Annotated in this window: 12 protein-coding genes; 6 read left to right on the forward strand and 6 right to left on the reverse strand. The window is 44.9% G+C overall.

Going from position 1 to position 13,541, the window contains the following annotated elements:
- Window positions 1–123, forward strand: a 123-nt coding sequence (locus F6K49_RS27870; protein WP_293101840.1) for a triose-phosphate isomerase, incomplete at its 5' end; no start/stop codon positions are given.
- A gap of 135 nt (window positions 124–258) precedes the next feature.
- On the forward strand, window positions 259–1,119 hold the full coding sequence (folP, locus tag F6K49_RS27875) for a dihydropteroate synthase (RefSeq protein WP_293101835.1): 861 nt from the start codon (window positions 259–261) through the stop codon (window positions 1,117–1,119).
- 120 nt (window positions 1,120–1,239) lie between these two features.
- Here folP and F6K49_RS27880 read toward each other — a convergent pair whose 3' ends face one another.
- From F6K49_RS27880 to F6K49_RS27890, 3 genes are all read right to left on the reverse strand, one after another.
- A complete protein-coding gene (locus F6K49_RS27880) occupies window positions 1,240–2,037 on the reverse strand; it encodes a stomatin-like protein (protein ID WP_293039721.1) in 798 nt (265 codons plus the stop codon).
- 381 nt (window positions 2,038–2,418) lie between these two features.
- Window positions 2,419–3,051: a DUF4340 domain-containing protein gene (locus tag F6K49_RS27885; protein WP_293039727.1), complete on the reverse strand. Its 633-nt coding sequence runs from the start codon at window positions 3,049–3,051 to the stop codon at window positions 2,419–2,421.
- A gap of 3 nt (window positions 3,052–3,054) precedes the next feature.
- On the reverse strand, window positions 3,055–3,225 hold the full coding sequence (locus F6K49_RS27890; protein WP_293067741.1) for a hypothetical protein: 171 nt from the start codon (window positions 3,223–3,225) through the stop codon (window positions 3,055–3,057).
- A gap of 344 nt (window positions 3,226–3,569) precedes the next feature.
- On the opposite strand from F6K49_RS27890, the gene F6K49_RS27895 reads away from it, so the two are divergent.
- Together F6K49_RS27895 and F6K49_RS27900 are read left to right on the forward strand one after the other, a co-directional pair.
- Entirely contained in the window at window positions 3,570–5,249 is a 1,680-nt protein-coding gene (locus tag F6K49_RS27895) for a S8 family serine peptidase (protein WP_293067738.1), read from the forward strand.
- A gap of 124 nt (window positions 5,250–5,373) precedes the next feature.
- A complete protein-coding gene (locus F6K49_RS27900; RefSeq protein WP_293021121.1) occupies window positions 5,374–6,666 on the forward strand; it encodes a tetratricopeptide repeat protein in 1,293 nt (430 codons plus the stop codon).
- 76 nt (window positions 6,667–6,742) lie between these two features.
- Here F6K49_RS27900 and F6K49_RS27905 read toward each other — a convergent pair whose 3' ends face one another.
- Entirely contained in the window at window positions 6,743–7,978 is a 1,236-nt protein-coding gene (locus tag F6K49_RS27905) for a methionine gamma-lyase family protein (protein WP_075902090.1), read from the reverse strand.
- A gap of 76 nt (window positions 7,979–8,054) precedes the next feature.
- Here F6K49_RS27905 and F6K49_RS27910 point away from each other — a divergent pair, with 76 nt between their 5' ends.
- Together F6K49_RS27910 and F6K49_RS27915 are read left to right on the forward strand one after the other, a co-directional pair.
- Window positions 8,055–8,876 carry a fatty acid desaturase gene (locus tag F6K49_RS27910; protein WP_293021119.1) on the forward strand — a complete coding sequence of 274 codons (822 nt, stop codon included), beginning with the start codon at window positions 8,055–8,057 and terminating at the stop codon, window positions 8,874–8,876.
- A 328-nt stretch (window positions 8,877–9,204) separates the two neighbouring features.
- Window positions 9,205–9,942 (forward strand): response regulator transcription factor, encoded by a 738-nt coding sequence (locus F6K49_RS27915; protein WP_070394338.1) that lies wholly within the window; start codon window positions 9,205–9,207, stop codon window positions 9,940–9,942.
- A 135-nt stretch (window positions 9,943–10,077) separates the two neighbouring features.
- Here F6K49_RS27915 and chlP read toward each other — a convergent pair whose 3' ends face one another.
- Window positions 10,078–11,301 (reverse strand): geranylgeranyl reductase, encoded by a 1,224-nt coding sequence (gene chlP / locus F6K49_RS27920; protein ID WP_075906354.1) that lies wholly within the window; start codon window positions 11,299–11,301, stop codon window positions 10,078–10,080.
- Window positions 11,302–11,692: 391 nt separating this feature from the next.
- Window positions 11,693–13,501: a serine/threonine-protein kinase gene (locus F6K49_RS27925; protein WP_075902086.1), complete on the reverse strand. Its 1,809-nt coding sequence runs from the start codon at window positions 13,499–13,501 to the stop codon at window positions 11,693–11,695.
- Between the last annotated feature and the right edge of the window lie 40 nt (window positions 13,502–13,541).

The raw sequence follows: 13,541 nt of genomic DNA on the forward strand, positions 1-13,541 counted from the left end.
GGTGGCTCCGTCAAACCCAATAATATTGATGAAATTATGGCTCAATCAGAAATTGATGGAGTACTGGTGGGCGGAGGAAGCTTGGAACCTGCGAGCTTTGCCAGGATTGTCAATTATCAGTAGTTGTAATTAGTTATTGGCTAATTGTTAATTGTTAATTGTTAATTGTTAATTGTTAATTGTTAGTTAGCTTATTGTTAGTTAGTTAATTGGTTGATTGGTTAATTGCAATGGACAATTTTAAATTTGCAATTAGCCATGATCTATATAGTGATGGATAAAGGAAAATTAACCATCCAGAACTATTCTTTCCACTGGGGCAAACGAACCTATATCATGGGTATCTTGAACGTTACCCCCGATAGTTTTAGTGATGGCGGAGTATATTATACCCCAGAAGCTGCCTTAAGGAAAGCTCACGCTCTAGTAGATGCTGGTGCTGATATTATCGATATTGGTGGTCAATCGACTCGACCTGGTGCCGAGCAAATTTCCCTACCCGAAGAACTGAAACGAGTTGTGCCTGTGGTAAAGGCAATGCGTTCAGTGGTGAAGATACCGATTTCTGTAGATACCACTAGAGCATCTGTGGCCAAGGCTGCGGTAGAAGCTGGTGCCGATATGGTCAATGATATTTCCGGTGGCACATTTGACCCAGACATGTTGCCAGTCGTAGCCCAGTTGGGGGTACCCATTGTGTTAATGCATATCCGAGGCACCCCCGTTTCCATGCAAAAACGAACTGACTATAAAGACTTAATCGGGGAAATCTATAGTTTTATTGAGAATCAGGTCAATGCCGCAACCGCAGCAGGAATTAAGCGATCGCATATTATTATTGACCCAGGCATTGGTTTTGCCAAAACCGCTGAGCAAAGTGTAGAGATTCTGCGGCAACTCCCTAGGTTTGATGCCCTTGGTGTACCGATGTTAGTAGGAGTATCTCGCAAAAGCTTTATTGGACGCATCATCAATCAACCAGACCCCAAGGGTCGAATTTGGGGAACTGCTGCGGCTTGTTGCAGTGCCATTGCCGGTTCAGCAGACATCCTGCGGGTACACGATGTTAGCGAGCTCCTCGATGTCTGCCGTGTTGCTGATGCGATTTGGCGTGTGTAATGATTCAGCCGTCAGCTATCAGCTATCAGCGTGTCGCGTATCAGCTATTAGCGTGTCGCGTATCAGGATATGGGCATAGCGCATATGCTTTGATGGGCTTTTCCCGAGAGTTTCAATGCCCTAATTACTATGACCCACAGATTCAGTTTGAAGCAAATCAGTCATAGCTTCGCTCAGTGCTTTTGGATCCATAAAGACGACTTTAGAATTGCTGCTTTCACCTAATTTTTCATTGGCTTCTACATAGCGTTGAGCGATCAAGAACTGTAGGACTTTCTGAGTATTAGCTTCCTCTTCAAGAGCTTTGGAGATCATTTGGATCGACTCCACTGTACCTTCAGCCTGTAAAATTTTGGCTTGTTTCTCACTCTTAGCAGCTCGCTCCTTCTCTAGGGCATCGATAATGGTCTGGGGTGGTTTAATCTCTTGCACCTCAACCCGCATGACCTTGACGCCCCAATCAGCAGAGGCATCATCTAGTTGTTGTAGTAAGGTCTGATTGATTCTGTCTCGAGAGGCATAAGTCTCGTCTAGTTCCAACTGACCAATGGTAGAACGCAGGGTAGTCATAACTAAATTTTCAATTGCCTCATGAACATTGTCTACAGCATAATAAGCTTTGTACATATCTAAAATTTGCCAATACACGATGGCATCGACTTCTACCTGCACGTTATCTTTGGTGATTGCCTGCTGGGGTTCAATGTCTAAAATCTGCTCACGGGTACTATCTTCTACGGCAATCTTGTCTATAAATGGAACTACATTGAAGTTAAGACCAGGCTCTAGTTTTTTACGATACTTACCAAAGCGTTCTACTAGAGCTTCATTTCCCTCTTGGACAACTTTTGTCGTACCGACGCTGTATCCAAAAGCTACTAAAACAATTGGGGCGAGTATGCTAAGAAGGATATCCATAGTGTTTAAGATCCTTTTAGGAGAATAATCAATTTGATGTTGCGGCTAGCATTTGCTAGAACTAACTTTATCAATAGAAGAGCACAAAATGTGTGTATAGATAACTTTCACTCTAGCGACCCCTCGGTTGACTGTCAAAGCTGTTATCAAAACTACGGAGAACCTAACTTCTGTGGATGAGGGGTATTACCCTCACCATTACCCTCACCTATAGTTAGAAACTGATAAGACAACAAAGGGAAGATCCGCAAGAACTAAAAAATTAGGTTATCAAAGTCGATTTGGTGTAACCATTCAGCCGTGAGCCAAGGCCAAAGGCTGATAGATGATAACTGATAGCTGATAGCTGATAGCTGATTGCTGAATGCTTACGATTTGGTACTAGTCAGTTTTTTCAGCAGCAGATGGCTTGTCTTCTTCAGCCTTGTCCTGATTAACCAGCCATTCTGAGAGGGGGCGTGAGACCGCATACTGAAAGTCCACTGGTACTAACAGCACCTCCGACTGCTCAGATTTGGAATCCAGTGGTAAGACTTGAGCATATAGGAAACTGCGAGTAAAGTCCAAGTTGCCTAAGATCAGCCTCGGACTGTCCTGATTTTTCAGTTTCACTGTTATAGTTGCTGAGGGCTTGTCCAATCCATACTCTGGAAGTTGGTCAGGGCTAACCGTCAGAATGCGATCGCTTTTCCCCTGAGCCAGCAAGTTCAACAAAAAGGAAACAACCGCATCACTAGCTGTCGCCTCTTTGGGCTTTTTCATCCGCCAACCCGATTCTGGCTCACTGGCTCGCTCAAATACTAACGTCTTGTCATCACTATTAACAGTAAACGATTGAATCTCGTCTTGAGTGAAATTAAATATAGGTTTTTTAGGGGTTTTAGCAGCTTCTCGCTTTTGAGAACCCTGAATTTCATAAATATATACACCTCCCCCCAGGAGGATGGCAGAAATGACTAAAATCAGAGTTGTCCGTTGTAGTTTCATGGGAGTGAACTGCATCGATCTAAACACAGCTTAATACTTTATAGGGATTCTCAATTGGGTGAGGTACCCCTCCCTTGGGGGTGCGCGGCAGTAGGGAGTAGGGAGTAGGGAGTAGGGAGTAGGGAGTAGGGAGTAGGGAGTAGGGAGTAGGGAGTAGGGAGTAGGGAACAGGGAACAGGAACCCACCCCTAACCCCCTCATAAGGGTAGGTTTTTTACAAAGGGGCGAGTAGGTACTTTGATTACGTAGAAATTCCTCAAAATATGTATCAAACTACACAATAGTTTCCGGGAGAATTCTCCCCATTTCCCGCTTTTCCCGATTCCCGACTCCCGATTCCCGACTCCCGATTCCCGACTCCCGACCCAAATGTAAAAAACCTACCCCTGTGAGCCCCTAACCCCTCCCAGGAGGGGAAAAGAGGGAACAGGGAGAAAATCCTGTTTACCTCACAAATATGAGAAACGCTATAGCTAGATCTAGCGAAGTGTCTGGGAAATTGCTAAGTAGTGGGACATCAATCAACGCGCTCTGTGTAAACAATTATGAAAACTCCGATCCAAAAAACACTGGTATGGCTATTGGGTGGTATAAGTATCTCAGCGGTAATCGCGCCAGCCTTGGGATTAGATACATCAATCTCAGAAGCTGGTATTAATGTCTATCGGTTACACCAACCTCCCTATAATTTAACCGGTCGCAAAATTGCCATTGGGCAAGTGGAAATTGGTAGACCTGGGTTATTTGGTAAGGATAAGGCCGCTATCAAGAATCGGACAGTAACTCCTGCGGGAGTATTTTATCGCAACACCCCCGCAAAACCTAATACCCATGTTGATGAACATGCGGCTATGGTAGCAGCTGTGATGGTTAGTCGAGACAAAGCTTTGCGGGGAGTAGCACCTGATGCAAAACTCTACGCTTCAGCAGTTGGCTCCCTGTCTAGGAGTGGACAACCAGAAGAGTGCCTGGCGGCTCAGCATATTGCTCAGCAAAATGGCTCAGATGTGCGGGCAATTAATTTTAGTTTTGGTGAATCCCTACAGCGGGACCCGAGGGAGGAAGCGGTGCTGGATGGCAATGCGCTGTTAACTCTATGTATCGATTGGTCAGCTAGGGTGCATGATGTCTTGTATGTGATTGCTGGCAACCAAGGGAAAGGGGGCATTCCGATCCCAACAGATAATTTTAATGGTATCAATGCAGCATACACAGCCAAGCGTCAGGGAGTTTTTAATAAGGTAGACTTTGCTAACTTGAGTGCTTTACCAGTTGGCATTGGTCGTCGTCTGATTCGGCAAGAAATTAATGTTGGTTCCCGCCGCTCGATTAATTTGGTAGCTCCTGGCAACAAGATATCGTTGTATGACCTCAAAGGTAAAGTGACTCAGGTCAGTGGTACCAGTTTTGCTGCTCCCCATATCACTGGTGCTGTAGCATTGCTACAGGAATTTGGTGATTCCGCTTTGCGCAAGCTGCGCTCAAGACAACAAAAACTATTCTTGATGCAGTCCCTCAGGGCGGAAACCCCCAATACCGGGCTGCATCGCTTGTGGATGAATTGGAGTACAGATTCCCGACGCCATGAAGTGATGAAGGCAGTGTTGCTTAATTCTGCTGACAAAATCCAAGATCTCGGTGATGGGATGCTACTAGGGATGAGTCGGACGATTCGCGCAAAGGATAATCACCACTGGTTAGAGTCTGATGCTTACCAAGACCCTAAAATTCCTCTGGATATGCAGATGGGGACAGGACATCTAAATGGGTTTCGAGCTTACCAGCAATTTAAACTAGGCCAATGGAGTCCCAGTGGCATTGGAGTGCCACCAGTGGGTTGGGATTACCGTGCTGTGGAGAAATCATCTTATCGGGACTATGTGTTGACAAAACCCCTAGCAGAAGGAAGTTTTATCTCCTTGACTCTGGCTTGGGACCGTTTGGTGGAGTTAGAGGATGAGAATAATAATGATGCTTATGATTTTGGGGAGAGTTTTCGCGATCGCGGTTTGAATAATCTTGACCTCTATTTAATGCCAGTGGGAGAAGAGGACATTACCAAAAGTGTCTGTGCTTCTATCAGTGAAGCGGATGCTGTGGAACATATTTTCTGCCAAGTCCCTGCTCAGGGTCGCTACAAAATTCGGGTTCAGTATCAACAACAGGTTAATCAGCCGTCTCAAGCTTATGCTTTGGCTTGGTGGACAGTTCCAGATCCCCAATGAGAAGCAAGATGGAGAAGATAGGGAAAGTTGGAAACTTTACTCACATCCGGGAAACTCATGAATTTTCTCAAATTTTACTCATCAACATTACAAAAAAAACAATAATAAACCAACTAAAGTAGGAATGGTAGTTGATTCAGAGTCAGAAGCAATGGAAGCAGAGTTTTACTACCGAGGAATAGATAAAATTCGTCAAGGAGACTTGAACGAAGCAATTGAGGAATTTGACAAAGCCTTAGAGATTAATCCGAACTTCGCCGAAGCCTACTATAAACGAGCTATGGCTCGCTTTGACTTAGGGGATAAACAAGGGGCGATCGCTGATTATACTAAGGCTTTACAAATCAATTCTGAAAGTATTGAAGTTTATTTCGGGCGGGGTTTGGCTCGATTGGCACTGGGAGATGCCACTGGAGCAATAGAAGATGCCAATCAAATACTTAAAATTAATCCTAACCAGCCTGCTGCTTGTAAGCTTCAAGGTAGTGCCTACCGTAAGTTAGGAGATAATCAGGCTGCGATCGCATCATTTAAACAAGCAGCTCAGCTCTACCTAGATCAAAAGGATAAATTAAATTGTCGTCGTTGTCTTGATAGTATCAATCAAATTCAACAACAGCAAATACTAGCTTTGGGTGGAGCGCAGACTAAAGATTTCTGTCATCAAGCAATAAATAAAGTTAACACAGGCAAATACCGAGAAGCCTTGGAGGATTTCAACTGGCTGCTTGAGGTTGACCCAAAAAATGCTCAAGCTTATTGCTATCGAGGTATTGTTCACTGCAAACTCCGTGATTACAGGAGAGCCATTCAAGACCTTGGTCAAGCTATGGAACTAAATCCCCAAGATGCTCAGGTCCGTTACCATCGAGGATTAGTCCGCATTGAACTGGGAGATTACCGGGGAGCTATTGATGACTTGACCAAGTTACTACAAAGCAATCCGGAAAATCGGGATGTCTTGATTCATCGGGGTAATGCCTATATCCAGATGGGAGACTATCGGCAAGCCATCGAAGATTATTCCCGAGTTATTACTCTTAAACCCAATGATGCTCAATCATATCGTTATCGGGCAACCGCTCGTGAAAAGTTTGAGGATCTACGGGGAGCATTTGAAGATTATCAACAAGCGGCAAACCTGTATTTCGATCAACAAGACTGGACTAATTATCGGAAACTGCTCGATAAACTCAAACAGCTACAGCCATTACAACTGACCGAGGGGTCGAGGAATCGAGAATCACAAGTACCATCAAATACTAAACCTAGTAGGGAGTTGCAACAAAGATTACTGAGACTGGTAGGAGGACAATCGGATATCGCAACACGCCTACTTGACTTGGCTAAAGGAAAATACCCAGGAATGCCAGAAAAGTGGTATTGGGAGAAAGTGATCAAGGATTTAGAACGATAGTGCTATAGTAATTTAACTATGGATAAGACTAGCGACAAGAATCATATGCGCTACGTGCAGGCTACGCCAACAGCTATCAGCTATCAGCTATTCCGATTGCTTCAATGGCAGCTTCTAATGCGATCGCAATATGAGTCCAATGGGTTCCGCCCTGACAAAACACAATATAAGGCTCCTTTAAAGGACCATCTGCAGAAAATTCTGAAGTACTGCCATCAATAAAAGTCCCCCCAGCCATAACTAACTGACTCTCATAACCCGGCATTGCTGCTGGCACAGGGTCGAGGTAGGAACCTATCGGGGAATGCCGTTGTATCCCTCGACAGAAAGCGATTAATTTTTCCGGTGAACCCAACTCAACTGCTTGAATCACATCCCGACGGGGTACCATCGGTGGGGGATTGACAGGATAACCCAGTTCTGAAAGAGTATGAGCGATTAAATGACTCCCTTTGAGGGCTTCACCAACCATTTGGGGAGCTAGGAATAATCCTTGAAACAGCAATCGATTCTGATCGAAAGTCGCCCCACCTGAACTACCAATCCCTGGAGCAGTCAGACGACAGGTCGCCGCTTCAACTAAGTCAGCTTTTCCAGCGACATAGCCTCCAGCAGTAGCAATCGTTCCCCCAGGATTTTTAATCAAGGAACCCGCCATCAAATCTGCTCCTACTGCTGTTGGTTCTCGCTCTTCTACAAATTCCCCGTAACAGTTATCGACAAAACAGATAGTATCAGGATTTTGTTGTTTGACAAGCTTGACAATTTTTTCGATTTCTGATATAGAAAGACTCTTTCGCCAAGAATACCCACAGGAACGCTGAATGAAAACCAGGCGGGTATTCTCTCCTACCGCTGTTGCCAAGGCTGACCAATCTAAACTTCCCTCACTAGTTAGGGACAACTGGCGGTAACGAATCCCAAATTCTAGTAGGGAACCTTGACCATCACCTCGTAAACCAATCACCTCTTCCAAGGTATCGTAAGGGGCACCGGCAATCGCTAGCATTTCATCCGAAGGACGCAATACCCCAAACAGGCAAGATGCGATCGCATGGGTTCCGGATACAAATTGTACGCGAACAGCCGCAGATTCAGCTCCCATGACATCAGCAAATACCTGATCGAGAGTTTTCCGTCCTAAATCATCATGTCCATAGCCTGAAACACTAGCAAAGTGATGCACTCCTACACGATGTGCTCGAAAAGAATTCAGTACCTTTTTGAGATTTTGCTTGACGGCGGTGTCAATACCATAAAAGATCGGAAATAGTGCTTTTTCTGCTGCTTGCAGCCTTTGAGAGCTGTTCATTCCCAAAATTCGCGCCTCGAAATTTTAGATCAAAGAGAGCGGGTTATTACAATTTGTATCCTATTAGACTTACTGCATGACAATTGCTACTTCAGATAATCATCGTTTAGATTGGGTCGTTATTACCTATATGGCCTTTATTCACCTAACAGCGCTGTTTGCCTTACTTCCGAGCAACTTTAACTGGACAGCAGTAGGCTTAATGATCTTTTTCCACTGGGTGACAGGGGGCTTGGGGGTAACTCTGGGATGGCATCGCTTAGTGACCCACCGCAGTTTTCAGACACCCAAGTGGTTAGAATACTTCCTAGTTTTCTGTGGTACCATTTCCTGTCAAGGAGGAGTGATCCATTGGGTAGGACTACATCGCATCCATCATTTGCACTCTGACACCCAACCGGATCCTCATGACTCCCATCAAGGCTTTTGGTGGAGTCACATGGCTTGGATGTTGCATAAAATTCCTGCTGATGAGCAAATTTCTAAATTCACTAAAGATATTTCTGGAGATCGGGTTTATCAGTTTTTGGACAAGTATTTTGTGCTTGTTCAAGTGGTTCTAGGACTGTTGCTCTATGCCATCGGTGGTTGGCCATTTGTAGTGTGGGGGATTTTTGTGCGGCTAGTACTGGTGTTTCACTGTACCTGGTTTGTCAACAGTGCTACTCACAAATTTGGTTATCGCACCTATGAGTCTAATGATTGCTCAAAAAACTGCTGGTGGGTAGCCCTACTAACCTATGGCGAAGGCTGGCACAACAATCACCATGCCTATCAGTATTCTGCAAGGCATGGGATGAAATGGTGGGAAATTGACCTGACTTGGATGACGATTCAGTTCCTACAACAGCTGGGTTTAGCCAAAAACGTGAAACTGATTAGTCCTGAACAGACCTAAGTTTCCCTAGGGTGGTACCTTGAGTGCTACCCTACTAGTTCCCAAGCTAAACAGTTATGAGGGCTGAGTGCTCAACCCTCCTGACTAGCAGAGTATAGCCAAGTTTCAACAGTGCAAGCACCAGGAATTTATCCTTTCTAGTCAGGACTCATGACTCTAGCACTCAGATCCAGGTAGTTTCTCGGAAAATTAGTAAATCTTAAAATTTATTAGCTTTTGTTTACAACAAACGTAAAGTCTGCCTTTATAATCGTATAAGTATTGTTACTATTCTAAAATAGTTCTTATCGAACGTTAACGGATACACCTTAGCAACAACTCCTTAGTGATGCCCCGGATACTGGTCATCGATGACGACCCCGCAATTTCAGAATTAGTCACCATCAATTTGGAGATGGCTGGCTACGATGTTAGTCAAGCAATGGATGGCATCAAGGGTCAGGCTCTAGCTCTGCAACTGCAGCCAGACCTGATTATGCTAGACTTGATGCTACCCAAGGTAGATGGTTTCACCGTCTGCCAACGATTACGTCGGGATGAACGCACTTCCGATATTCCAGTATTGATGTTGACTGCCCTAGGTCAAACCCAAGATAAGGTAGAAGGCTTTAATGCTGGTGCCGATGATTATCTCACCAAACCCTTTGAACTCGAAGAAATGCTGGCGCGAGTGCGAGCATTACTACGGCGCACAGACCGAATTCCCCAAGCTGCTAAGCATACAGAAATCCTGAACTATGGTCCTTTGACCCTGGTTCCAGAAAGGTTTGAGGCGATTTGGTTTGATAAAACCGTGAAACTGACCCATCTGGAGTTTGAACTACTGCACTGTTTACTGCAGCGGCATGGTCAAACTGTTTCTCCCAGCGAAATCCTTAAAGAGGTTTGGGGGTATGACCCTGACGATGATATCGAAACAATTCGAGTGCATATTCGTCACCTGAGAACCAAGCTAGAACCTGATCCCCGCCATCCTAAGTACATCAAAACGGTTTATGGAGCAGGTTATTGCTTAGAGTTACCTAATACAGAAAAGACCCTAGAAGTGAATTCGGCGACTGCCTAGGATGAACTTGGTGATGTCAGAGCTACTACAAATCTATTTTCTGAAGCTAGAGGGGAAAGCCCCCGCCCTTAAGGCGGGGGTAAGCTTTATCGCCGTTAGTCAGTTGGCTACATCTCATCAAAAATTAATCAACTTCTAGGGAGCCAAGGCATTGCCCCGCAACAAGCTACCAATTGTCTTCGCTGTAATCTTCATTTGGATAAGAGGATTAGCAGGTACAACGGTTTTGTAGAGATAGCTATCGAAGGTCAGCCGCTGCACATCCTTGTCAGCGCACATCTCTACAAAGGCTTCCCGGCTAGCATCGGAGTTATAGAAAACTCGTTGTAGAATATCTAGGACTTTGTAGGTCATGCCGTATTTCTTATCCCAGCGCTTCAGGTAAAGCTTGAGGTCATTCTCTGTGGGGATACGGCTACCGCTGTTAGAGGTTTCCACAATGGTTTCAGCACACATGCGAGCTGATTTAGCCGCAAAGTAAATGCCTTCCCCAGAGGATTTAGTGACTGTTCCAGCAGCATCACCTACCAAAGCTACCCGACCAACTACACGTCTAGGTCTAGGATGCTCAGGAATCGGATGGGCTTCCACTTTGATAATTTTCCCACCCACAAGTTTCTTAGCCGCACGGGCACGAATCCCTGCTTGTAGCTTTTTGATCAGGGCTTGGTTGACCCTCATAGTGCCGGTACCAACAGCAACGTGGTCGTATTTAGGGAAGACCCAGGCGTAGAAATCAGGAGAGACATCATTACCCACATACATTTCTGCCAGGTCTTGGTAGTAATTCATCATGTTATCTGGCAGACTGATTCGCTCTTGGAACGCGATCGCATAATTGTAATCCCCAGCATCAATTGCTTTGGCAACCCGGGAATTTGCCCCATCAGCTCCAATTACCACATCTACTTTCAAGGTTTTGTGGGTTCCCTTGACACTGCCATCAGAATGGTCAGAATAATAGATGGTATAGGGTTGAGAGTTACTGGTGGGAATATCGAGTTTATAAACGGTGCCATTAATTAAGTTAGCCCCCAACTCAGCCGCACGATTGCGCATGAACCCATCAAGCACCTCGCGACGGCACATTCCAATATATTCGTTTTGCTTTTCTATATGGATATCAACTTCAATATCAGACGGTGAGATCATCTTCATGTTTCTCACTTGCCGGTCAATAATTTCTGGTGGCAGGTCAAACTCACTCACCATACATAGTGGAATCGCACCACCACAGGGCTTAGCATTGTCCAGCTTACGCTCAAACAAATAGGTTTCGATTCCTGCTTTAGCTAACGTCTCGGCAGCAGAAGAGCCTGCTGGTCCCGAACCAACTACTGCAACCCTTAGTGCTGGCATGTTTTCTCCCATGGTTTTTTAAGCTACGGAATGAATCCTATCACGGACTTTCCTGTCATCTGAACCTTCCCTAATATTTGGGGTCAAGTTGCAATACACCTTAACAAAAGTCCGTAACATTACTTAACAAGTCCTGCTGTGATTGGTCATTTTCATCGTTACTGGTTAATTGTTAAGGTTAATTATTAATTGTTAATTATTGTGCAATTGTTAGGAATTGTTATTGTTAATGGTTAATTCTTAATTATTAGACCTTTATTAAACTTGTTGGAAAAACAAATCTTAAGAGAAAATATCGATAGTGTAGGCAACTCGGTAAAGTAATACCAATTCGTAAAAGTAGGACTACAGATGCAGATGGTCCGAGAGTCGAGTTTTGGAACTACTGAATTTAGCGTTTCAGTTTCTTCCGTGCCTGCTGACGTAGCTTCAGGGCATTCCGGTGGTTAGGTTCAATCTGGAGTGCCTTATTTAAAGAAGTGATTGCCTGATTAAAGCGTCCTAGTGTTATCTGAGCTTCCCCCTTAATCATCCAAGCCTCTGCCAAATCTCGTTGAAGTGCGATCGCTTTCTCCAAAGCCGTAATCGCCTCAACAGAACGACCCAACTTTTGGAGGGTTATTCCCTGTGAAAGCCAAGCTTCCGTTAAATCTGGCTTAAGGGTAAGGGCTTGGTTATAGAGTCTGAGGGCTTCTACAGACCGTTGCTGTTGGTCAAGGGCTTGACCAAGGCTCCACACAGCTTCTGGGTAGTTAGGTTTGAAATATAAGGCATCATTACAAGCAACAACTGCCATCTCCGGCTGTTGGAGTTTATTCAGACTGTAGCATCTGCCCCAATAGGCTTCCGCAAAATCTGCTTTTTTAGCGATCGCTTGGTCGTATAGTTTTAGAGCTTCCTGGTACTGTCGAGATTTCCGCAATTGGTCAGCTTCGTCTAAAAGTTGCTCCGCTGTGACCTTAGCCTCAGTACTATAGTCAGTCTTATATTCAGTGATATAGTCAGCCTTATAGTCAGTATTTTCACCAGTTGCTTGGGCAGATAGAAAAGTTTTCAACAGCACCAAGCCCACCCCCAAGATAGTTATCGATACAGTAATTAAGCCCAACTTCACCAATCGTTGCGGAATAGATAGTGTTGTCCGGTTAGTTGCTGAACCTCTCGAATGTTCGGTGATGTCAAGTTGAGGCGTAGTTCTACTTTGACTCCTGGTGATCATTGACGAGGGGACTGTAGTGTTTGCTAGCTTCCTAATGTCGGGAATTGGGAGTTCCATCCCAGACTGGCTTTCACCGGTAATTTCCTGAGTAGGGATTTCTTCCTCAGCTAATGACAACAGTTGCTGTCTTGGTAAACTAGCCAGTACCTCTAGAGCCTCAGCTGCTGTCTGATAGCGGTCACGGAAATCATAGCGCACCATAATGTCAAGAATATGGGCCAACTCTGGGCTAACCTGCTTTGCGTAGTGTTGCCAATCAATTTCACTAGTTGTGGGATTTTCCTTCAAGTTTTTGGGATGAACCCCAGTTAATGCCTGGATACCAACCATCCCGACAGCATAGATATCACTGCTAAAGCGGGGCCTTCCTGCCAATTGCTCATGGGGCATATAGCCCTGGGTGCCTATAGAAACCGTTAAATGAGTTTCCCCAGTTTCAGGATTAATGTTTTGGCTACTGACTTGCTTAACAGCACCAAAGTCAATCAGCACGATTTTGTCGTCCCCTTGGCGGCGGATCAGGTTAGAGGGCTTAATATCCCGGTGGATAATCTGTTGTTGATGGACAAAGGCCAATACCTGTAGAATATCTATTAATAAAGCAATCACTCGCTCTTGTGAACACGGATGACCCTTGACAAGTTCTCGATTCAAAGGTTGTCCTTCAATCAATTCCTGAACCAGATAAAACTGCTGATCTTCCTCAAAATGCGCCAGTAGGCGGGGGATCTGGTCATGATTACCTAGCTGGTAGAGAAATCGAGCTTCTCTATCGAAAAGGCGTCTTGCCATTTGCAGCGTTGCCGTCTGTTCGGTTTGGGGCAAAAGATGTTTAACCACACATTGGGGTTGATTTGGCAAATGTATATCTTGTGCCAGGAAAGTTCGACCAAACCCACCAGCTCCCAGTTGGTTGATAATTTTGTAGCGTCCGCCTACTAGGGCTTTTGCGGGTTTTGTCTCTCCAGATAAGGGGCTCATCGAGGGGTTAGTGATGACTACCTAATTATGATTCCAAATT

Source organism: Moorena sp. SIO3I6 (assembly GCF_010672095.1).

What these genes read in the sequence shown, in the direction of transcription:
- F6K49_RS27915 (WP_070394338.1), top strand. Translation starts at nt 9,205, where the DNA reads ATGCCCCGGATACTGGTCATCGATGACGACCCCGCAATTTCAGAATTA.
- folP (WP_293101835.1), top strand. Translation starts at nt 259, where the DNA reads ATGATCTATATAGTGATGGATAAAGGAAAATTAACCATCCAGAACTAT.
- F6K49_RS27910 (WP_293021119.1), top strand. Translation starts at nt 8,055, where the DNA reads ATGACAATTGCTACTTCAGATAATCATCGTTTAGATTGGGTCGTTATT.
- chlP (WP_075906354.1), bottom strand. Translation starts at nt 11,301, where the DNA reads ATGCCAGCACTAAGGGTTGCAGTAGTTGGTTCGGGACCAGCAGGCTCT.
- F6K49_RS27900 (WP_293021121.1), top strand. Translation starts at nt 5,374, where the DNA reads ATGGTAGTTGATTCAGAGTCAGAAGCAATGGAAGCAGAGTTTTACTAC.
- F6K49_RS27905 (WP_075902090.1), bottom strand. Translation starts at nt 7,978, where the DNA reads ATGAACAGCTCTCAAAGGCTGCAAGCAGCAGAAAAAGCACTATTTCCG.
- F6K49_RS27925 (WP_075902086.1), bottom strand. Translation starts at nt 13,501, where the DNA reads ATGAGCCCCTTATCTGGAGAGACAAAACCCGCAAAAGCCCTAGTAGGC.
- F6K49_RS27880 (WP_293039721.1), bottom strand. Translation starts at nt 2,037, where the DNA reads ATGGATATCCTTCTTAGCATACTCGCCCCAATTGTTTTAGTAGCTTTT.
- F6K49_RS27890 (WP_293067741.1), bottom strand. Translation starts at nt 3,225, where the DNA reads ATGAGGGGGTTAGGGGTGGGTTCCTGTTCCCTGTTCCCTACTCCCTAC.
- F6K49_RS27895 (WP_293067738.1), top strand. Translation starts at nt 3,570, where the DNA reads ATGAAAACTCCGATCCAAAAAACACTGGTATGGCTATTGGGTGGTATA.